The organism is Roseicyclus sp. (assembly GCF_018402035.1).
Lineage (GTDB): Bacteria > Pseudomonadota > Alphaproteobacteria > Rhodobacterales > Rhodobacteraceae > Roseicyclus.
In genome coordinates, this window is sequence record NZ_JAGYJN010000004.1 from 39,324 (window position 1) to 60,373 (window position 21,050).

Sequence of the window (21,050 nt, forward strand, 5' to 3'; positions counted from 1 at the left end):
CGCAATGACCTTCACACATCGAGGGATTGGCCTTGGGCTGGCCGGGATGGGATTATTGGCGTTGCTGGGCTTTGTCGCCTTACGCACTGATCCGGTGCCCGTCGACCTGTTCACCGTCACCGCAGCGCCGATGCGCATCACCATCGACGCCGATGGCCAGACGCGCATCCGCGAAATCTTCGAGGTGGCCGCCCCTATCGCGGGGACCGCGCGCCGCGCGCCTGTCGCGGTGGGCGACAGGGTGCAAGCCGGGCAAAGCATCGTGGCGCGGGTCGAACCAGCCGCGCCTGCACTTTTGGATTGGCGCAGCCGAACCGAGGCCGAAGCCGCCGTCGCCGAAGCGATGGCGGCCTATGATTTGGCCCGCGCCGAACTCGCCCGCGCCGAGGAAGATACCCGCTTTGCCACGCTACAGCGCGATCGCACCCGCGCATTGCTCGAACGCGGGGTGGCCGCCTTGACCCAGATGGAAACCGTCAGTCAACAGCTCGCGCTGGCCGAGGCCGCCTTGCAAGCCGCGCAAGCGCGCAGCGCCATGGCGCAAGGCCATCTGGACCGCGCGCGCGCCGCGCTTCTCGCGCCAACCGCCGGCCACGCCCCCGAAAGCTGCTGTGTCGAACTGACCGCGCCCAGCGATGGGGTCGTATTGTCCATCGCCACGATTAGTGAACACCCTGCGCCGCTCGGCGCGCCCTTGGTCAGTATCGGCGATCCCAGCGACCTCGAAATCGTCGCCGATCTATTGTCAGCTGATGCAGTAGGCCTTCGTCCAGGCACGGCCGCGCTGGTCGAGCGATGGGGTGGACCGGACCCGCTCATGGCGGTGCTGGACCGGATCGAACCCTTGGCTGAGACCCGCGTCTCGGCACTGGGCATTTCAGAGCAACGGGTCGATGGCATCTTTCAGATCACCACATCGCCCGCCGCCCGGGCGGGCCTTGGGCATGGCTTCGCGGTCTTCTTGCGCATCATCGCTTGGGAAAGCGACAGCGCGCTGCAAGTGCCGCTAGGCGCGCTTTTCCGCCGCGAGGAAGGCTGGGCGGTCTTTATCGTCGAAGATGGGCGTGCGCGTGAAAGGGCGATCGCCATCGGCCAACGCGGCACTCGCATGGCGCAAGTGCTGGCGGGGCTCAGCGAAGGAGAGATCATCATCACCCACCCCGGCGCAGCCGTACGCGACGGTGTGGCCGTGGTGGATCGGCGTAACCTCTAGGGGCGCGGCCACGCGGCTAGAAAACCGCGTCTGGGGCGAGTTTTCGAAAACCCGCCTGCCCTAGATCAACGGCAGCGCGCGGCGCACCAGATCGTCAAGCTCGGCCTCATGAGACTTGGCCTGATCCTTGAGCGCCGCGCGCATCTCTGGCCCCCAAAAATCCTTGAGATGGGCCGCGACACGCTCGGCCTGATCGCGACCGGGCTGGGTCTTGAAAAAGCTCGCGATCTGGTTGGCCATGCGAATAAGCTTGTCATGCGACATCGACGTTTCCTCCAAGGATCCGTTCGGGATGGGTAAAAATCTCGATCCTTCCGCCGCGTGCGAAGCCAGCCACGCTCAACCCCGCATCCTCGGCCAAGCGCAAGGCCTGCGCCGTGGGTGCCGAGGCGGCCAAAAGCACGCCACAGCCCGCGATCACCGCCTTTTGCACCAGTTCGACCGATACCCGGCTGGTCAAAACAATGGCACCGCTGGCCGGGTCGATGTCGGCGGCAAGCAAGGCCCCGATCAGCTTGTCGAGCGCGTTGTGACGGCCCACATCCTCGCGCGCGCAGATGATCCCTTGGCCCGGCACCAAGAACCCCGCCGCATGCACCGCATGGGTCAGATCGTGCAACGGTTGATGGGCGCGCAAGCCCTCAACCGCCTCTGCTGCTTCGGCCCAATCAAGCCGCAACGCGCAATCCAATCGCGGCAGATCGCGCATCGCCTGTTCCAGACTGTCGATCCCGCAGAGCCCACAGCCCACGGGCCCCATCATCATGCGCCGCCTTGCGCCCAAAGCATCGGCTGCCTCCTGCGCGATCCAAAGCCGCGCCTCGATCCCTTGGGGCAATTCGACCAATTCGATCTGCGCGATCTGATCGGGGCTGGCATAGCCTTCGGTAAAGGCAAAGCCGCGCGCGAAATCTTCCAGATCGGTGGGGCTGCACATCATCACCGCTTGGGTCGAGCCGTTACAGGTCACTGCCACCGCCACCTCTTCGGGAAGCGAGCGCGCAATCTCACGCGCGCCCTCCGGCCCCAAGGCGCGCGCCGATATGGAGCGGCTGGCCCTCATTCCGCCGCCGGCAAGATGCGCCGCGACAGGCGTGCCTGTTCCTCGTAGCTTTCTTGCCAATCCGTCGGCCCGTTCGACAGCCCCACCTGCACCGCCGTCACCTTGTATTCCGGGCAATTCGTCGCCCAATCGGAAAAATCGGTGGTGATCACATTGGCCTGTGTCGTGGGGTGGTGAAAGGTCGTGTAAACCACGCCGGGGCTAACCCGATCCGTCAGATGCGCGCGCAAAGATGTCTCGCCCGAGCGCGAGCCAAGCTTGACCCAATCGCCCTCTTTCACGCCGCGCACTTCGGCATCATGGGGGTGGATTTCCAACACATCCTCGGAATGCCAGATGGTGTTTTCCGTCCGCCGCGTTTGCGCGCCGACATTGTATTGGCTCAGAATACGCCCCGTCGTCAAAAGCAGCGGGAAACGCGGCCCGGTCCGTTCCTCGGTCGCGATATATTCGGTGACGATGAACCGCCCCTTGCCGCGCACGAAGCCATCGACATGCATGATGGGAGAGCCTTCAGGATTGGCATCATTACAGGGCCACTGCACCGATCCCTTTTCCTCCAGCATCGCGTAATCGACATTGGCAAAACCGGGGGTGGTGGCCGCGATCTCTTCCATGATCTGGGACGGATGGGTGTAATGCCACAAGGGCCGCCCTTCTGCTTCCAGCATCGCATTGGCCAGCATCTGGGTAATCTCCCAATCGGCATAGCCATTGCGCGGTGCCATCACCTTGCGCACGCGGTTGATACGGCGTTCGGCATTGGTGAAGGTGCCGTCTTTCTCAAGGAAGGTGGAGCCGGGCAAGAACACATGGGCGTAATTCGCCGTCTCGTTCAGGAACAGATCATGGACGATGACGCATTCCATCGCCGCAAGCCCCGCCGCGACATGGCGTGTGTCGGGATCGGATTGCAAGATATCCTCACCCTGACAATAGAGCCCCTTGAACTGACCTGACACGGCGGCGTCGAGCATGTTGGGAATACGCAAGCCCGGCTCTGGGTCGATCGTGACCCCCCAAGCGCCCTCGAAAATCGCGCGCACCTCGGCGCCTTTCACATGGCGATAGCCCGGCAATTCATGCGGGAACGACCCCATGTCGCAGGAACCCTGCACGTTGTTCTGACCGCGGAGCGGGTTCACCCCCACACCCTCACGCCCGATATTGCCGGTCATCATCGCAAGATTGGCAATCGCCATCACGGTGGTCGAGCCTTGGGAATGCTCGGTCACACCCAGCCCATAGTAGATCGCGCCATTGCCGCCCTTGGCGTAAAGCCGGGCCGCCGCGCGCAACTCCTCCGCCGCAACGCCGGTCAAGATCTCGGTCATCTCGGGGGAATGGCGGACATCGCTGATGAACTCGACGTATTCTTGGAACTCGTCCCAATCGCAGCGGGTGCGGATAAAGCCCTCGTCAAACAGCCCCTCGGTCACGATCACATGCGCTAGGGCGGTCACGACCGCCACATTGGTGCCGGGGCGCAGGGCCAAATGATGGGCGGCCTCGATATGGGGCGTTTTCACCAGATCGATCCGACGCGGGTCGATCACGATCAGCTTGGCACCAGCCCGCAGCCGTTTCTTAAGGCGCGAAGCAAAGACCGGGTGCCCATCGGTCGGGTTGGCCCCGATCACGACGACCACATCGGCCTCGGCCACAGAATCGAAATTCTGCGTGCCGGCGCTCGTGCCGAATGTCTGGCCCAAACCATAGCCCGTCGGCGAATGGCAGACCCGCGCGCAAGTGTCGGTGTTGTTGTTCAAAAACACCGCCCGCGTCAGCTTTTGAACCAGATAGGTTTCTTCATTGGTGCAGCGCGACGAGGTAATTACCCCCACCGATTTGCGCCCATACTTAGCCTGAATGCCCCGCATCTTGGCGCTCGCAAACCCCAGCGCCTCCTCCCAACTCACCTCGCGCCACGGCTGGTCGATAGTCTCGCGGATCATGGGCTTGAGGATGCGATCACTATGCGTGGCATAACCATAGGCAAACCGCCCCTTGACGCAGCTATGCCCGCGATTGGCCGCGCCATGCTTATAGGGCGTCATGCGCACCAATTCGTCACCGTTCAGCTCTGCCTTGAATGAACAGCCCACCCCGCAATAGGCGCAAGTGGTGATGACCGAGCGCGTCGGCGTGCCCAGTGCGATGACCGATTTCTCCTGCAAGGTCGCGGTCGGGCAGGCCTGCACACAAGCCCCGCAACTCACGCAATCAGATGCCATGAAATCGTCGCCAACACCGCCCGCCGACACGCGGCTTTCAAACCCGCGCCCCTCGATGGTCAGCGCGAATGTGCCCTGAACCTCCTCGCAGGCCCGCACACAGCGGTTGCACACGATGCATTTGGCCGGATCATAGGTGAAATAGGGGTTGCTGTCGTCCTTGGCGATCCATTCGGGATTGGCGATGCCACTTGTGTCGCGCGCCGCGAAATGGGTGCGCATGCCCCCCTCGGGTGCCTCAAAGCGCTGATCGCGCAGGCCCACCACCCCCGCCATATCCTGCAACTCGCAATCGCCATTTGCACTGCAAGTCAGGCAATCGAGCGGATGGTCCGAAATATAAAGCTCCATCACACCCTTGCGGATACGCTTGACCTGCTCGGATTGGGTTTTCACCACCATCCCCGCCGCCACCGGCGTGGTGCAGGAGGCGGGCGTGCCGCGCCGCCCCTCGATCTCAACGACGCATAAGCGGCACGAGCCGAACGCCTCCAGATTGTCGCTGGCGCAAAGCTTTGGCACGGCAATGCCCGCGATGGCCGCGGCCCGCATGACCGATGTGCCCTCGGGCACGGTGACCTCAAAGCCATCGATCATCAAGCTGACGGCCGCACCCTGTTTGGCAGGCGTGCCCATATCGCGATCATCGCCCCAGGGAATGATGAAGTCTTTCATGGCGCTATAGCCTCCCTGCCCATCTTTGCTTTCCAAATACTCCGGGGGGTTCGGGGGGCAGCGCCCCCCGCGGGTCGACGCCAAAGGCGGCGAAACACCCTCACGCCGCTGCCTCCCGACGGCCCGCGAATTCCTCGGGGAATTGTTCCAGCGCACTCATCACCGGATAGGGCGTAAAGCCCCCCAGCGCACAGAGCGAGCCATGCTTCATCGTCTCGCACAAATCGACCAAAAGCGGCACCGCCGATGCGTCACCCGCCGCGATCCGGTCAATCGTCTCCACGCCGCGCACCGCGCCGATGCGGCAAGGCGTGCATTTCCCACAAGACTCGACCGCGCAAAATTCCATCGCGAAACGCGCCATGGCGCGCATATCCGCGGCATCGTCAAAGACCACCACACCCGCATGACCGATCAACCCGCCTTGGCCGTCGAATTCCTCATAGGCAAAGGGCGTGTCGAACTTGGCGGGCGCAAAATACGCCCCCAACGGCCCGCCCACCTGCACGGCCTTCACGGGTCGCCCCGTCGCCGTGCCACCGGCAATCTCATTGACCAAAGCGCCCAAGGGCATACCAAAACCCGTCTCGAACAGGCCGCCGCGCGCGACATTGCCCGCGATCTGGATCGGCATGGTGCCCTTGGACCGACCAAGCCCAAAGCTTGCGTAGTGATCCGCGCCCTTCTCGAAAATCACTGGCACAGTGGCCAGCGAGATCACGTTGTTCACAACTGTCGGCCGCCCCATGAACCCTTCGAGCGCAGGCAGTGGCGGCTTGGCGCGCACGACCCCGCGCTTGCCCTCGAGCGAGTTGAGCAGCGATGTCTCCTCGCCGCAGACATAGGCGCCGGCACCCACGCGGATCTCGATATCAAATTCATGCGTTGTGTGAAGAACACGCCCCAAAATATTGTTATCATGACAAATACGAACAGCGCGCGACATCACCTCGATAGCATCTGGATATTCCGAGCGGATATAGATGTAGCCCTTGCTGGCCCCCACCGCGAGCCCCGCGATCACCATGCCCTCGATCACGGAAAACGGGTCGCCCTCCATGATCATCCGGTCGGCAAAGGTGCCGCTATCGCCCTCATCGGCATTGCAGACGATGTATTTCTGCGGACCTGCCGCGCGCGCGACGGTCTCCCATTTGATGCCCGTGGGAAAGCCCGCGCCGCCGCGCCCGCGCAGGCCACTTTCCTTCATCTGCGCGATGATGCCATCGCTACCCATCTCCAGCGCACGGCGCAGCCCCTTCAGCCCACCATGGGCCTCGTAATCTGCAAGGTTGAGCGGATCGATCAGCCCGCAGCGCGCAAAGGTCAGCCGCGTCTGACGCGCGAAAAACGGAATGTTTTCAACTGGCCCAAGGCTTTCAACGCTGCCCGCCAAAATCCCCGCCACATCGCCCGGCGCAACCGGTCCATAGGCGCGGCGCATGCCATTTTCTTCGATCTCGACCAAGGGTTCCAGCCAGATCATCCCGCGCGATCCATTGCGGATGACCTGATGCCCCAAATCGGCAAAAGCTGCAGCGACTGCATCGGCACCAAGCGCACGCGCCGCCGCATCACGGGGAACATAAATCTTCATGCGCCCAACTCCGCCAGCAAGATCTCGGGCGTCACGCGCGCCTTAAGCTTGCCATCCACCATCGCCGCAGGCGCGCAGGCGCATAGGCCAAGGCAATAAACCGGCTCGACCGTTACCCGCCCATCGCGGCTTGTCTCGTGCCAATCAAGGCCAAGCTTGGCCAGAACCGCCGCGGACATTGCCGCGCCGCCCATGGCCTGACAGGCCTCGGCGCGGCAGATCTTCAGCACATGAACACCGGCGGGCTTGTCCCTGAAATCATGGTAAAAACTGATCACGCCATGCAGCTCGGCCTTGGTGATGTTCAGGGCTGCACAGATCGGCGCATGCGCTGCTTGCGGGATAAACCCAAAGGCGGCCTGCACCGCATGCAAGATCGGCAACAGCGGCCCCTCCCGCCACAGATGGGCGGCAATGATGGCGTCGATCTCGGCAAGCCCGTCGGGCCGCACTGCATGGGATGGGCTGGTCATGTCTGGCTCCGGATATCCAAGGGCCAGTGTCACGATCAGCGATCAACAATCAATATCGCTATTCCGTTGATCGATAGAGAAACCCAATGAAGCCCGCACGACCATCGCCGCGCGATTTGCGACGCTCATGCCCGGTTCAACCCCGCCGCTTGCGTCAAAAGCGCGTCAAGCACCGGCGTATGTGGTTCACGGAAAGGCGCCACTAGCCCCACGATATGCTCCACATGCGCGCCCATGATCGGCACAATGGCCAAGTGTTTGCCAGCACTCAAGAATCGCGCCATGTCCGAGGGCAGGATCGTCACCCAACCGCCCTGTTCGACATGGGCCGCCAGAACAAGGGTCGAGTTTGCCTCGACCAAGGCATCTGGGGTGACATCGGCCTCCATGAAGCATTGGTTGATGATGCGCCGGTTCTGCATATCGGGCGTCAGCAAACACAGCCGCTCCCCCGCCAGATCGGCCCATGTCACTTGTGACTGCAAGGCCAAGGGATTGTCCGCATGGCACACCAACGTATAGCGCTCGGTATAGATCGGCGCGGTCGTCATCCGGCCCAAAGGCTCGTTGTCGAGATAAGAGAGCCCGGCATCCACCTCGAGATTTTCGAGCATTTTCAATATGTCGGATGAATTGCGCGACAGAATAGTAAAGCGCACCTTGGGGTGAGCCTCGGCAAAGCGGGCCGAGAGTTTTGCCGCCCATGTCAGCGCCGTTGGAATGACCGCAAGGCGCAGATGGCCAGAAAGACCGTGACGGCTGACGCGCATCTCTTCGCGAAAGGCGCGGGCGTCACCTACCAGCCTGCGCGCCCAAACCAGCGCGCGCGCGCCCTCGGGTGTTAAACCGCCATAGCGCGAGCCGCGAAAGATCAGCTGCACGCCAAGGTTTTCTTCCAACTGCTTGATGCCGGTCGATAGCGTCGGCTGCGTGACCCCAAGGCTTTCGGCCGCACGCCCGAAATGCCCTTCCTTGGCCACCGCGATGAACATTTCGAGCTTGTTGATCATGATTGATAGTTCACGACCATTGCGGCAAATTTCAATAGCGAAATGCAATCAATCAGGTGGCAGGTCGGTCTCTACCCTATTCAAGTAGCCCCTTGGCCCGCAAACGCCGGGCGATCTCGGCGATATGGGCGGGGCCGACTTCGCAGCAGCCGCCGACGATGGTGGCACCTTGGTCGATCCAGCCCATCACGTGGTCGGCATAAACCATCGGGCCTAAATCGGTGCGCGCCGACAGGGCATCGACGGTTGGGCGATCAGCCAAGAAGCCCTCGCTGATTTTGGTGAAGCCATTGGCATAGGCACCAAAGGGCAGATCGCCCTTGGCGAATGCGGCCAGTCCTGCGGGCATCGCCTCGGGGATCGAGCAATTGGCGAGCGCCGCCACAGCACCGCCTGCCTTAAGGATCGGCAACAGATCGGCCACCGCCTCGCCCGAGCGTAGGCGCGACCCATCGGCATCATCCAGCGTGACCGAGAGCCAAACCGGCTTGCCCGCCGCTTTCGCCGCCGCAAGCGCGGTTTCGGCATGCATGAGCGAGGCGACACTTTCAAACAAGATCAGGTCAACCTGCGGCGCGAGGATCTGGACGATCTCGCCATAAAGCGGCACGGCCATCTCGGGTTTGGGGTGCAGATCGGGGCGGTAGCTGCCCACCAAGGGGCCGACCGAACCCGCGATACGCCCCTGACCATGGGCTTGGCGCGCGGCCATCGCCTCGGCGATAGCGGCGGCATGGAGATCGGCAAACAGATGCTCCAGCCCCTCATGGATCAAGCGGTCGCGATGGATGGCATAGGTATTGGTCGTGGCAATCTGCGCACCGGCGGCGAAATAATCGCTGTGGACCTGTTCGACCAAACCGGGATGGGCCATCATCACTTGCGTCGACCATAGCGGTGTGGGCCTGTCGCCCGCACGATGGATCAATTCTTGGCCCATACCGCCATCAAGAAGCGTGATTGTCATGATCGGGCTGCTCCTGCCATGCGCTTGGGTCCAATGTGGCCTGTAAGATCGCGACACGATCCGGTCGAAACCCGTTGATCCCAAAGTGTTTCGATGGTGCGGGTGGAGGGACTTGAACCCCCACGCCTTGCGGCGCCAGAACCTAAATCTGGTGCGTCTGCCAATTTCGCCACACCCGCATCGGCAGCGCCTTTAGCAGAGCTCAACGCCGTGCGCGAGGGTGAAAACACCCGCACTTAACGCGATTTCAACGCATGGCGCAGAATATCCCCGGAAATACATTCTGTTTTCGCGCAACACTTTGTCCTGTTCGTTCATGTGGCGGTCATTTTCCCTCGCCTCGGCGGCGCATGTCGGGATAGGCTTTGCACATAACAAACAGGGCGCAAAAGACGCCCATGACCGAGCAGGTTTCAACATGACCGAATTGACCCCGATCGCGGCGGGGCATTTGGTGAGCGTTATGGGGCAGGCAAGCCTCATGGCGATTGCACCGGGTACTGCCGTTCTTAGCCTCGATGGCGCTTTGCCGGTCGAGCATCTTTATGTTGGTGATCGGCTGATCACCCGCCACGGCGCGCGCGCCCTGACGGCCATCGACAAGATCGTCCTGCCCGTCGGGACAGCGATCGTGCGCTTGACAAAAAACGCCCTTGGTGGCCGCCCCGAGCGCGATCTTTGGTTGCCAGCCACGCAGCGGATCTTGATCCGCGATTGGCGCGCACAGGCGCTTTATGGCCAAAAACAGGCCTGCGTGCCCGTGGGCCAGCTTGCCGATGGCGAATATATCCGCATCGAGACGCTGACCGAGGCGATGACCGCGTTCGCCTTGCACTTTGGCAGGCCCGAGATGTTCCAAGCCGATGGGCTGGAGCTGGCCTCGGCCGATGGGCTGATGGTTGCGGCCTGAGAACGACGCTTTAGGCACCTAAGCGGCGTAAAACCGCTGGCAACACCTCGGGCAGGTCTTCGGCGATCAGCCCGGGGCCAAAGGTCAGCGCGGCCTCGACATGCAGCCAAGCAGCGGCTTTTGCAGCTGCCATCGGTGGCAGGCCGCGCGCCAATAGGCCAGTGATCAGCCCGGCCAGCACATCGCCCGAACCGGCCGTGGCAAGCCAAGGGGCCGCGCGCGGCCCCAATGCGGCATGAACCGCGCAATTGCCCGCCTGGTCGGCGATGACCGTATCGCGCCCCTTGAGCAAGACGACACACCCCGCCCGCTTGGCGGCAGTCCGCACGGCGCAAATCCGTGAAAAGGCCGGGCCCCGCAAGGCAGGCGCGCCAAGCGCCGCGGCCAAATCGGGAAAGAGGCGCGCAAACTCACCATCATGGGGCGTCAATACCGCGCCCGGATGCAGCATCGCAAAAAGCGCGTCAGGCGCGCCTGCATAAGCGCTGAGCGCATCGGCATCCAGCACCACGCCGCGCCCGGCCGCCAGCGCAACAGCCACCAGATCGCGCGCGCGCGCCAGCCCAAGGCCCGGCCCAAGGCAAAGCGCATTGATCCGATGGTCATCCAACATCACGCCAAACTCTGCCGCCGTATCAAGCGGGCGAAGCATGATCGCGGTCAACTGCGCGGCACATTCCGCCATCGCCGCCGCCGGGGCCGCCACCGTCACCAGCCCCGCGCCAATGCGCAATGCCCCCCGCGCGGCCAGCCGTGCGGCACCCGAACGCCCCAGACCACCCGACAGCACCAGCGCATGGCCATGATCAAATTTATGCCCAGCTGTCTTGGCGATATCACGCGCCATGGGCGCATCGACCAGCGCGAGTTCCCCCTGCGCGCGCGCCTCTGCGCGGCCCAAGCCGATATCGCACACCACGACATCGCCGCAATAATCAGGCCCGCGATCAAGGATATGACCCGGCTTTTGGGCATGAAAACTCACCGTCAGATCAGCACGAAAGGCCACCCCCTGCCCGTGCGCATCGACCAAGACGCGGCCTGTGTCAGCGCAAAGCCCTGATGGCAGATCGACCGCAACCCTGTGCCAATTGGCAAATGCAGCCGCATCAAGCGACAAGATCGCTTGCGCGAGATCGGGCACCAAGGCCCGTGTCAGCCCCGTGCCGAAAAGCGCATCCACGATCACCCCGCCATGCGCATCGGGCGCTGCGCCGACCGGCAAGGGGTGGATCGCGCCCATGCTTGCCCAGCGCGCATAGTGTGTGGCCGCTTCATGCGGCAGGCGCGCGGGATCGCCATAAAAATGCGCCGCGACCGTCCAGCCCCAGCCATGCAACAGCCGGGCAATCACGAATCCATCGCCGCCATTATTGCCCGGGCCGCACAGCACGATGGCCCGGCCCGGCACCTGCGCCAATTGGGGCCAATGGGAGACGATCGCATCAACCACGCCCCGCCCTGCGCGCTCCATCAAATCAGCGCCTGTGATACGGCCAGTCGCCATTGCGGTCTGTTCGATGGCCCGCATCTGGGCGGCAGTGACAAGCGTGGTGCGCATTGGTGTTTTCATTTCGCTCGCATTTTGTGCAAAACGCCTAAATTTTAATCATCATACGACAGAATCCTCGGCAAGTCGTCGCTTCTCGATCGTAGCGCATGGATTCCCCCCGCGCAAAATGGTGTCAGGGTGCCGCACATATGAGGAGGCTTGAGCCGCATGAAAAAGATCGAAGCGATCATCAAACCCTTCAAACTCGACGAGGTGAAGGAAGCGCTGCAAGAGATCGGCATTCAGGGCCTCAGCGTGACCGAAGTAAAGGGTTTTGGCCGCCAGAAAGGCCATACCGAACTTTACCGCGGTGCCGAATATGTTGTTGATTTCCTGCCCAAGGTGAAGATCGAGGTTGTCTTGACCGATGACATGGTCGATGCCGCGATCGAGGCAATCATCAGCGCCGCCAAGACCGACAAGATCGGCGATGGCAAGATTTTCGTCTCCGATATCTCGCAGGCGATCCGTATTCGTACCGGCGAAACCGGCGACGACGCAATTTAAGCCGCTGGCCCTCAGGCAGGCAATGCACTGAGCGGCCCAGCAAATACACGACCAATACGTCAGGGGAAGGTCACGATGAGCAAAGACAACCTTTTGAAGATGATCCAGGAAGAAGGGGCGGAATATGTCGACATCCGCTTCACCGATCCGCGCGGCAAGCTGCAGCATGTGACGGTCATGTCCGACCTCGTCGATGAGGACTTCATTGAAGAAGGCTTCATGTTCGACGGCTCCTCCATCGCGGGTTGGAAGGGCATTGAAGCCTCTGACATGAAGCTGATGCTCGACACCGACAGCGCCTATGTCGATCCCTTCTACGCCGAAAAGACCATTTGCGTGCATTGCAACGTGGTCGAGCCCGACACAGGCGAGGCCTATAATCGCGACCCGCGCGGCATCGCGCTCAAGGCCGAAGCGTATCTGAAAGCATCGGGCGTGGGTGACACCGCCTATTTCGGCCCCGAAGCTGAATTCTTCGTCTTTGACGATGTCCGCTACGCCGTGTCGATGAACAAGGTCTCCTTCGAGGTCGACGCCGTTGACGGCGCATGGAACAGCGACACCGAATACGAGATGGGCAACACCGGCCACCGCCCCGGCATCAAGGGCGGCTATTTCCCGGTCAACCCGATTGACCCGGCGCAAGATCTGCGTTCGGAAATGCTCTCGACGATGAAGCGCATCGGCATGAAGGTCGATAAGCATCACCATGAGGTTGCTTCGAACCAGCACGAGCTTGGCCTGATTTTCGGCACGCTCACCAAGCAGGCCGATGATATCCAGAAGTACAAGTATGTCATCCACAACGTGGCACATGCCTATGGCAAGTCGGCAACCTTTATGCCCAAGCCCATGGCCGGCGACAATGGCACCGGCATGCATGTGAACATGTCGATCTGGAAAGACGGCAAGCCGCTTTTCGCAGGCGACAAATATGCCGACCTGTCGAACGAGGCGCTGTATTTCATCGGCGGTATCCTCAAGCATGCCAAGGCGCTCAACGCCTTCACCAACCCGGCGACCAACAGCTACAAGCGCCTGATCCCCGGTTTTGAGGCACCCGTGCTGCGCGCCTACTCGGCACGCAACCGCTCGGGCTGCGTGCGTATTCCGTGGACAGAAAGCCCCAAGGCAAAGCGTGTCGAGGCCCGTTTCCCCGATCCGTCGGCGAACCCCTACCTCGCTTTCTCGGCTCTGCTGATGGCTGGCCTTGACGGTATCTTGAACAAGATCCACCCCGGCGACCCTTCGGACAAGGATCTGTATGATCTGCCCCCCGAAGAGCTGGCATCGATCCCCACCGTTTGCGCCAGCTTGCGCGAAGCGCTGGAAGAGTTGGAAGCCAATCACGACTTCCTGCTCAAGGGCGGCGTCTTCGACAAGGACCAGATCGAGGCCTATATCGCGCTCAAGTGGCAGGAGGTTTACGCCTTCGAGCACACACCCCACCCGATCGAATACAAGATGTATTACAGCTGCTAATCAGCAGTCGCATCAAACAAACGGGCGCCCTTGGGCGCCCGTTTTGCTTTCTGAAGCAGTCAATCTGACGAGCGTTAAAACCGCGCAAAACGGCGGATCAGGCGCATCGCTTGTTTGGTGCGGTTGCCGCTTTCGCGCGCCCTTGCTTGTTGTTCTGGGGTCGCATCCGCCCGGCCCTGCGTCAGCTTATCGATCCCGGCATTCATGCCACGATTGACCACTTGGCGGATAACCTGCCTGATCACCATGTTGATGACACGTTCCATACGACTGACCTCGTTACTCACATGCAGACCCGAATTGGATCGCTCACGCTTACATTCCACGATGATACCGCAAAAATGCGGCAAAGTCAGGTCACGCGTTACTGACCCGCGTCATCGATCAGATCATCGTCATGATCGTCGCGCATGGCCATTTCCGCGTCATCTTCGAACATGTCGCCGGTATCGCCATCGCGCGCGATCTCGCCCTCGGCCCCCTCGGGTGGGCGGCTTTCCAAAAGCCCCGCTTCGCGCAATTCCTTAAGCCCCGGCAGATCGCGCGCCGATTCCAGCCCGAAATGATCAAGGAACCCTTGCGTTACGACATAGGTGACGGGGCGGCCCGGCGTCATGCGGCGGCGGCCAAAGCGGACCCATTCCAACTCGATCAATTGATCGACCGTCCCCTTGGAGGCAGAGACGCCGCGAATTTCTTCGATCTCGGCGCGGGTGACGGGCTGGTGATAGGCGATGATTGCCAGCGTCTCGATCGCCGCACGGCTCAATTTGCGCGTCTCGACCGTTTCGCGTGACATCAAGTAGCCCAGATCAGCCGCCGTGCGGATCGCCCAAGCATCACCAACACGCGCAAGCGTAACCCCCCGCCCCTCGTAGCGCTTGCGCAATAGCTGCACCGCCTCGGCGGCATCACAGCCATGGGGCATGCGCGCTTCCATCTCCGATAGGCTCAGCGGGCGGGCGGCGGCAAAAAGCATCGCCTCGACCATGCGCTCTTGCTCGGCCAAGGGGGGGGCGCGAAACAGGCTTTCTTCGCGCGCGGGTTTGGGCGTGTCTGTCATCTAATCGTCTCTCCGGCGCAATTCGATTGGCGAAAAGGTCTCGGATTGCCGGATCAACACCTTGCCCGCCTTGCCCAGTTCCAGCGCTGCCGCGAAACTTGCCGCCATCGCCGAGCGGCGGCGCTTGGGATCGCCGCGCCAGTCATCTGGCAAGTAGCTTGCAAGATCGGTCCAATCACCGGCATAGCCGATCAGCCCGCGCATCCGGTCAAGCGCTTGTTCCATGGTCAAAACATTATCGCGATCCATGACAAAGGGGCGGAACTCGTCACGGGTGCGGATGCGGGCATAGGCCTGCATCAGATCGAGGAGCCCAGCCGTATAGGTGATGCGCCGGGCGGTCGCGACCTCTTGCTCCTCGCCGCGCACAAACCGGTCTTGGCCCAAGCGGTCGCGCGCCATCAGCTTGGCCGCGCAATCGCGCATCGCGGCCAAGCGCTCAAGCTGAAAGGCCAAATAGGCGGCCATTTCCTCGCCTGATGGCCCCTCTTCGCTGGGGTCGGGCGGCAACAATAGGCGCGATTTTAGGAAAGCAAGCCACGCCGCCATGACAAGGTAGTCGGCCGCCAGTTCGATCCTGAGCGCACGCGCTTGGTCGATGAAGGTCAGATATTGCTCGGTCAGTTGCAGGATCGAGATCTTGCGCAGATCGACTTTCTGCGTGCGCGACAGGCTCAAGAGCAAGTCAAGCGGCCCCTCGAACCCGTCCACATCAACAATCAGCGCCTCGGCCGCACGGCGCGAGGCGACCGCATCCCATTGGCTGTCCGTCTCATTGGCAGGCACGGGTGTGTCAGCCATAAACCTCTCCGTCCAGAAGATCGGCAAGGTCGGCCTCGGCGGCGGCGATGTCAAGCGGCGCGGGATGGCTGCGTTGGGCAAGCGCGCGGTCGCAGCGCGCAAGGGCCGCCCCGGTCAAAGCACCTGCATCGGCCAGAACCAAGGCCATCTCGGCCCGTTCGCCATTGCAATGCAAGATCAGATCGCAGCCCGCCGCGCGTGCCCTTGCGGCGCGTTCACCGATGGGACCGGGCAGCGCGCCCATCGACAGATCATCGGTCATCAGCGCCCCATCAAAGCCGATCTCGCTGCGGATCATGCCAATCAATTCGCCCGAGAAGGTGGCGGGCAAATCGGGGTCAATCGCCTCATAAACGATATGGGCGGTCATGCCCAAGGGCAGATCGGCCAAGGGTTTGAAGGCCGCGAAATCGACCCGCATCAATTCGTCCAAAGACGCGCTCACACGCGGCAGGCTGAGGTGGCTATCCACCTCGCCCAGACCATAGCCGGGCAGATGTTTGAGCACGGGCAAAACACCCCCGGCGCTAAGCCCTTGGGCCACCGCGCGACCCGCGCCGATCACCGTATCGGGTTCGGTGCCGTAAAGCCGGTTCAACAGCACGGGATGGGTGGTTTCGCGCGCAACATCGGCCAGCGGCATGCAATTCACATCAATGCCGACCGCGCGCAGTTCATGCGCGATCAGGCGTGCGCGCAGATACATAGCGCGGGCCGCGCGTGTGGGGCCTGCTTGCGCCATCTGCTCAAGTGCTGGTCGCCATTGCCGCCAATAGGGCGCGCGCATGCGCTGGACGCGCCCACCCTCTTGATCGATCAAGATCGGCGCATCACGCCCCACCGCCGCGCGCAGATCAGAGGTCAGCCCCAAAAGCTGCGTGGGATCTTCGATATTGCGGGCGAAGAGGATAAAGCCCCAAGGCTGGGCTTCGGCAAAAAAGCGCGCCTCGTCCGGGGAAAGGCGCGGGCCTTCGCAACCAAGGATCGTGGCCGAAAGCCCGGACATGCGCCTACCTGACCGTCACAGGGATACACGGCGCATTGCGCGCAACCAAGGCTGCACAAAAGCGGCGCGATGCGGCCAAATCCTCGAACCCATGGGCGCGCAGACGATAAAATGTTGCCCCGCCCGAGCTTGCGGATTGAATAACCCGTGCGCGGCCCACGAAGTAATCGGGGAAGCGCGTCAACAGGCGGTCCCACTCGGCCTGCGCGATCTCGGGGCTATCGAATGCGCCCAGTTGGACAAGCCTTGTACCTTGGGCCAATGCCGCGCCATCCAATTCGCGCACCACAGCCGCGCCAAGTGGCCCGGTGGCCGCCGCGCTGCTGGCAGAGGCAAGGATCGTCACCGGCCGCACCGGCGGGCGCAGCGACAGGCGAACACCGGGGATCGTGGCGTCAATTGCTTGCATCGGTTCTTGCGTCACTTGCGGCAAGGCGGAAAGCGGCGGGGTGATCAGGCTGGCTACTTCCGTGCTGGCCACATCCCCATCATCAGCGCGCGCCATCATCTCGGCAATCAGCGCTTGGGTCTGGCGCGATGCATCTTGGGGTGTTGGGCGCACATTCTCGGCCGCGTTGGCAAGGGATGCGGAACTCATCGCAACCGCTGTCAGCTCGACAGGTGGCGGGGCGAGAATAAGCGTATCGGGCACATCGGCTGCTTCCGCACCTTCGGCCAAGCGGTTGACGGCAAGCCCTTGATTGTCGGCCTGCATGCCGCCCGGATCTTCGGGCGCGCTGCGCATCGGCCCCTCAAGCGCGCGGATCACCGGCACACCCGAGACATCACGCGCGGCCAATTGAAAGGCCCAAACCGCCATGCCCACAACCAAGCCAAGCGATACAAACGCCCCGGCCCAATTCACCACCTGTCCGAATTGCGCCATTACAGGGATACCCGCGCCATGTTCGCGCGTTACCCCATAATCGCGATCATCACCGAATGATCCGATGCTTGCCATATCCTGCTACGCCTGCTCTTGTTCCCCGTTTGCGTGCCTCGCGACACCGGGGTTTGCCTGTACCGTCCCGCCGACAGGAGGTCTAACGCCTCACATTTTATCGGCAGGTTGTACGCCCAAGATACCAAGACCGTTGGAAATAACAATCGCCACGGCACGGATCATGGCAAATTTCCCACGGCTTGTGGCAAGATCATCCTCTTGCAAGAAGCGCAGCGCAGGCTCGCCATTGCCCTTGTTCCACAGCGCATGGAAATCGCTGGCCAGCTCATAAAGGTAAAAGGCGATGCGGTGCGGCTCATGCGCCTCGGCGGCACTTTCGACCAGACGCGGCCAATGGGCGAGTTTTGCCACCAGCGCCAATTCCGCCGGATCGCTGATCGCGGCCAGATCATCAGCGCCGCCCGGCATAATCCCAAGCTCGGCCCCTTTGCGCAGTACCGATTGGACGCGCGCATGGGCATATTGCACATAAAAGACCGGGTTGTCCTTGGATTGCTCGCGCACCTTGTCGACGTCGAAATCCAAGGGCGCGTCGTTCTTGCGGGTGAGCATCACAAAACGCGTGACGTCAGGGCCCACCATCTCGACCACATCGCGCAAGGTCACGAAGGTGCCCGCGCGCTTGGACATTTTCAACTCTTGATCGCCGCGCTTAAGGCGCACAAGCTGCATCAGCTTGATGTCAAGCGGCACACGGTTGTTCGACAAAGCCGCAACGGCCGCCTTCATCCGCTTGACATAGCCGCCGTGATCGGCCCCGAAAATATCGATCAACTCGTCAAAGCCACGGGTGATCTTGTCGTAGTGATAGGCGATGTCGGGGGCGAAATAGGTCCATGATCCGTCCGATTTCATCACCGGGCGGTCGACATCATCACCAAATTCGCTGGATTTGAACAGCGTCTGCTCGCGCGGTTCCCAATCCTCGGGGGTTTTGCCTTTGGGCGGCTCGAGCACGCCTTCATAGATCAAGCCCTTACCGCGCAAATCGGCAAGGGCTGCTTCGATCCGGCCTGTGCCATAAAGCGATTTCTCGGAATAAAAGACATCCATCTCGACGCCGAGCGTGGCCAGATCCTCGCGGATCAAGACCAGCATCCGGTCAGTGGCGAAATCGCGGATCGCGCTCAGCCAGACCGCTTCATCCTGGCCGAGATAGGCATCGCCAACTTCGTCCTTGAGCGCTTGGCCCACCTCGATCAGGTAATCGCCGGGATAGGTGCCATCGGCAAAGGCCACCTCTTGGCCATGTGCCTCAAGATAGCGCAGATAGACCGAGCGGGCCAAAACATCGACCTGCGCGCCGCCATCATTGATGTAGTATTCGCGCGTGACGTCATGGCCGGTGAAATCCAAAAGCCGCGCGAGCGCATCGCCAAAGACCGCGCCGCGGGTATGGCCCACATGCAACGGCCCCGTCGGGTTGGCCGAGACATACTCGACATTGATCCGCCGCCCTTGGCCCAGCGCCGAGCGGCCATAGCTTGCCGATTGCGCCAAGATCGTCGCCACGACGCCACGCCATGCAGCGGCGGTCAGCCGCAGGTTCAGAAAACCCGGCCCCGCCACCTCGGCGCTGGCGATGCGCGCATCTTTCGTCAGCTTCTCGGCGAGTGCGACGGCGATCTCGCGCGGGTTCATGCCCGCGGGCTTGGCCAGCACCATCGCCGCATTGGTCGCCATATCGCCATGCGCCGCATCGCGCGGCGGCTCGACCGCGACCGCGCGCATATCAAGGCCCGCAGGCAAGCGGCCCTCGGCACACATCTCGTTCAGCGCGGCGAGAACCGTGGCATGAATATCGGCAAACATCGTCATTTCTACATCCTCGGGTGGTGTGCCAGCCTAGTATCACGGCAACGCCCAAGGTCAATCAGGCGTGGACCGCAAAGCCCGCTTGCTCAGCCATAACCGCCCTGCCCCACGGCCGCGCCACCGCAGAACTGGCTATGGGTCAAAAGCGCGAAACGGTCGGTCATGCCCGCGATATAATCGCACACGATCCGCGCAAGCGCTGTCTCATCGCCCATGATCGCCGCCACATCATGGCGCCACTGCTTGGGCAGCAGGTCGGGATGGGCCATGAAATGGGGAAACAGATCGCGCACCACGCCCGTGACCTCGGCGCGCATCACCACGACCGATGGCGCGCGATACATGCGCTCGAACAAAAAGGCGCGGATGACTTTCAGATCCGTGAACACGCCTTGCGAAAAGCGGATGATCGGGCGACCGGCGGCGCGGATATCATGGGGGCTATGGGGGTCAAGCGCCGCCAGTTCCGCCCGCGCATAGCCGATCACATCCTCGACCAAGACACCGAAGAAGCGGCGCAGCGCCTCGTGGCGGCGGCGGTAATAGTTGAGATCGGGATAGGCCGCATCAACGGCAGCAAAGCAGCGGTCCAGAATGGGCAGCTGCGCCAATTCATCGCTCGAGAAGAGCTCGGCCCTCAGCCCATCATGCAGATCGTGATGGTTATAAGCGATATCATCGGCAATGGCGGCCACCTGCGCCTCGGCGCTGGCATGGGTAGAGAGTTCCAGATCAACCTGTTCGCAGGCCGAAGCCAGCGCCCAAGGGATCGGCGCGCCCACCGGGCCATTATGTTTGGCAATCCCCTCAAGCGTTTCCCAACTCAGGTTCAAGCCATCGAAATCGGCGTAGTGCCGCTCCAGATGGGTCACAATGCGGATCGCTTGCGCATTGTGATCAAAGCCGCCGAAAGGCGCCATCAAATCTTGCAAGGCATCCTCGCCCGTATGGCCGAAAGGCGGATGGCCCAGATCATGGGCCAGCGCCACGGCCTCGGTCAGATCCTCATCCAGCCCCAAGGCGCGTGCGATGGTGCGCGCCACCTGCGCCACCTCGATCGAATGGGTCAGCCGCGTGCGGAAATAATCGCCCTCATGTTCCACGAAAACTTGTGTCTTGTGTTTGAGCCGGCGAAAGGCCGAGGCATGGATGATCCGGTCGCGGTCACGCTGAAAGGGTGAGCGAAAGGTGCTTTCATCTTCCACCACCCGGCGACCCCGGGTCAGGCTTGGATCGCAGGCATAGGGCGCGCGCATCTGGATATTCCGCTTCTTGTAGGCCTTGGCTTGTTTCATATATGCTAAGCATCGGAAATGCGACAGCGCCGCAAAGGACTTCGCCCATGACCCTGACACTGACCCTTCCGCCCAAGGTCACGCCACGCGCTTTCGCGCGGCTGGCTGAAATCAACGCCACGACAGGCGCGGCCAAAGCGCTGCGTATCGCGGTCGATGGGGGGGGATGCTCGGGTTTTCAATATGATATACGCCTCGACGACCCGTCAGCCGATGATTTGGTTTTGGAAAGTGACGGCCAAAAGGTGGTGGTCGACAGCGTTTCGCTGCCGTTTCTGGCCGATGCCGTGATCGACTTCACCGAAGAGTTGATAGGTGCGCGCTTCACCATCGCCAACCCCAACGCCACCTCGTCTTGCGGCTGTGGCACATCGTTTTCGATGTAAGCTTGCACCCCATGCGCCCGCATGGGAGACCCGGCGC

General features: G+C 62.1%; 20 protein-coding genes and 1 tRNA gene. 5 read left to right on the plus strand and 16 right to left on the minus strand.

Going from position 1 to position 21,050, the window contains the following annotated elements:
- Nucleotides 1–4 precede the first annotated feature (4 nt).
- Nucleotides 5–1,213 (plus strand): HlyD family efflux transporter periplasmic adaptor subunit, encoded by a 1,209-nt coding sequence (locus KG698_RS08035; RefSeq protein WP_213685058.1) that lies wholly within the window; start codon nucleotides 5–7, stop codon nucleotides 1,211–1,213.
- A 60-nt stretch (nucleotides 1,214–1,273) separates the two neighbouring features.
- Here KG698_RS08035 and KG698_RS08040 read toward each other — a convergent pair whose 3' ends face one another.
- From KG698_RS08040 to KG698_RS08075, 8 genes are all read right to left on the minus strand, one after another.
- Nucleotides 1,274–1,477: a formate dehydrogenase subunit delta gene (locus KG698_RS08040; protein ID WP_213685059.1), complete on the minus strand. Its 204-nt coding sequence runs from the start codon at nucleotides 1,475–1,477 to the stop codon at nucleotides 1,274–1,276.
- Nucleotides 1,467–2,276 (minus strand): formate dehydrogenase accessory sulfurtransferase FdhD, encoded by an 810-nt coding sequence (fdhD, locus tag KG698_RS08045; RefSeq protein ID WP_213685060.1) that lies wholly within the window; start codon nucleotides 2,274–2,276, stop codon nucleotides 1,467–1,469. The genes KG698_RS08040 and fdhD overlap by 11 nt, the downstream gene beginning before the upstream one ends.
- Nucleotides 2,273–5,185 carry a formate dehydrogenase subunit alpha gene (gene fdhF, locus KG698_RS08050; RefSeq protein WP_213685061.1) on the minus strand — a complete coding sequence of 971 codons (2,913 nt, stop codon included), beginning with the start codon at nucleotides 5,183–5,185 and terminating at the stop codon, nucleotides 2,273–2,275. The genes fdhD and fdhF overlap by 4 nt, the downstream gene beginning before the upstream one ends.
- A 100-nt stretch (nucleotides 5,186–5,285) precedes the next feature.
- Nucleotides 5,286–6,782 carry an NADH-ubiquinone oxidoreductase-F iron-sulfur binding region domain-containing protein gene (locus KG698_RS08055; RefSeq protein WP_213685062.1) on the minus strand — a complete coding sequence of 499 codons (1,497 nt, stop codon included), beginning with the start codon at nucleotides 6,780–6,782 and terminating at the stop codon, nucleotides 5,286–5,288.
- Complete coding sequence (locus KG698_RS08060) at nucleotides 6,779–7,255, minus strand: formate dehydrogenase subunit gamma (RefSeq protein ID WP_213685064.1); 477 nt, start codon at nucleotides 7,253–7,255, stop codon at nucleotides 6,779–6,781. The genes KG698_RS08055 and KG698_RS08060 overlap by 4 nt, the downstream gene beginning before the upstream one ends.
- A gap of 125 nt (nucleotides 7,256–7,380) precedes the next feature.
- Complete coding sequence (locus tag KG698_RS08065; protein ID WP_213685065.1) at nucleotides 7,381–8,265, minus strand: LysR family transcriptional regulator; 885 nt, start codon at nucleotides 8,263–8,265, stop codon at nucleotides 7,381–7,383.
- A gap of 76 nt (nucleotides 8,266–8,341) precedes the next feature.
- Nucleotides 8,342–9,235, minus strand: a complete 894-nt coding sequence (locus KG698_RS08070; protein ID WP_213685317.1) for a homocysteine S-methyltransferase family protein — start codon at nucleotides 9,233–9,235, stop codon at nucleotides 8,342–8,344.
- A 91-nt stretch (nucleotides 9,236–9,326) separates the two neighbouring features.
- Nucleotides 9,327–9,411: transfer RNA gene (locus tag KG698_RS08075), tRNA-Leu, on the minus strand.
- Between the two features lie 239 nt (nucleotides 9,412–9,650).
- Here KG698_RS08075 and KG698_RS08080 point away from each other — a divergent pair.
- Nucleotides 9,651–10,142: a Hint domain-containing protein gene (locus KG698_RS08080; RefSeq protein WP_213685066.1), complete on the plus strand. Its 492-nt coding sequence runs from the start codon at nucleotides 9,651–9,653 to the stop codon at nucleotides 10,140–10,142.
- A 10-nt stretch (nucleotides 10,143–10,152) separates the two neighbouring features.
- On the opposite strand, the gene KG698_RS08085 is transcribed toward KG698_RS08080, so the two are convergent.
- A complete protein-coding gene (locus tag KG698_RS08085; RefSeq protein ID WP_300983288.1) occupies nucleotides 10,153–11,715 on the minus strand; it encodes an NAD(P)H-hydrate dehydratase in 1,563 nt (520 codons plus the stop codon).
- 147 nt (nucleotides 11,716–11,862) lie between these two features.
- Here KG698_RS08085 and KG698_RS08090 point away from each other — a divergent pair, with 147 nt between their 5' ends.
- Together KG698_RS08090 and glnA are read left to right on the plus strand one after the other, a co-directional pair.
- Nucleotides 11,863–12,201, plus strand: a complete 339-nt coding sequence (locus KG698_RS08090; protein WP_213685067.1) for a P-II family nitrogen regulator — start codon at nucleotides 11,863–11,865, stop codon at nucleotides 12,199–12,201.
- A 75-nt stretch (nucleotides 12,202–12,276) separates the two neighbouring features.
- Complete coding sequence (gene glnA / locus KG698_RS08095; RefSeq protein ID WP_213685068.1) at nucleotides 12,277–13,683, plus strand: type I glutamate--ammonia ligase; 1,407 nt, start codon at nucleotides 12,277–12,279, stop codon at nucleotides 13,681–13,683.
- A gap of 74 nt (nucleotides 13,684–13,757) precedes the next feature.
- Here the strand turns inward: glnA and KG698_RS08100 are convergent, their stop codons facing one another.
- From KG698_RS08100 to KG698_RS08130, 7 genes are all read right to left on the minus strand, one after another.
- Nucleotides 13,758–13,949, minus strand: a complete 192-nt coding sequence (locus KG698_RS08100) for a hypothetical protein (protein WP_213685069.1) — start codon at nucleotides 13,947–13,949, stop codon at nucleotides 13,758–13,760.
- 98 nt (nucleotides 13,950–14,047) lie between these two features.
- Complete coding sequence (scpB, locus tag KG698_RS08105; RefSeq protein WP_213685070.1) at nucleotides 14,048–14,746, minus strand: SMC-Scp complex subunit ScpB; 699 nt, start codon at nucleotides 14,744–14,746, stop codon at nucleotides 14,048–14,050.
- A complete protein-coding gene (locus KG698_RS08110; protein WP_213685072.1) occupies nucleotides 14,747–15,547 on the minus strand; it encodes a ScpA family protein in 801 nt (266 codons plus the stop codon). It abuts the gene before it with no gap.
- Nucleotides 15,540–16,553, minus strand: coding sequence for a glycoside hydrolase family 3 N-terminal domain-containing protein (locus tag KG698_RS08115; RefSeq protein WP_213685073.1), 1,014 nt, complete (start codon nucleotides 16,551–16,553; stop codon nucleotides 15,540–15,542). The genes KG698_RS08110 and KG698_RS08115 overlap by 8 nt, the downstream gene beginning before the upstream one ends.
- 4 nt (nucleotides 16,554–16,557) lie before the next feature.
- A complete protein-coding gene (locus KG698_RS08120; protein ID WP_300983294.1) occupies nucleotides 16,558–17,514 on the minus strand; it encodes an SPOR domain-containing protein in 957 nt (318 codons plus the stop codon).
- 90 nt (nucleotides 17,515–17,604) lie between these two features.
- Nucleotides 17,605–19,335, minus strand: a complete 1,731-nt coding sequence (gene argS / locus KG698_RS08125) for an arginine--tRNA ligase (protein WP_213685074.1) — start codon at nucleotides 19,333–19,335, stop codon at nucleotides 17,605–17,607.
- Nucleotides 19,336–19,418: 83 nt separating this feature from the next.
- Nucleotides 19,419–20,588 carry a deoxyguanosinetriphosphate triphosphohydrolase gene (locus tag KG698_RS08130; RefSeq protein WP_213685320.1) on the minus strand — a complete coding sequence of 390 codons (1,170 nt, stop codon included), beginning with the start codon at nucleotides 20,586–20,588 and terminating at the stop codon, nucleotides 19,419–19,421.
- An 86-nt stretch (nucleotides 20,589–20,674) separates the two neighbouring features.
- On the opposite strand from KG698_RS08130, the gene KG698_RS08135 reads away from it, so the two are divergent.
- Nucleotides 20,675–21,013 carry an iron-sulfur cluster assembly accessory protein gene (locus KG698_RS08135; protein ID WP_300983297.1) on the plus strand — a complete coding sequence of 113 codons (339 nt, stop codon included), beginning with the start codon at nucleotides 20,675–20,677 and terminating at the stop codon, nucleotides 21,011–21,013.
- Nucleotides 21,014–21,050 lie beyond the last annotated feature (37 nt).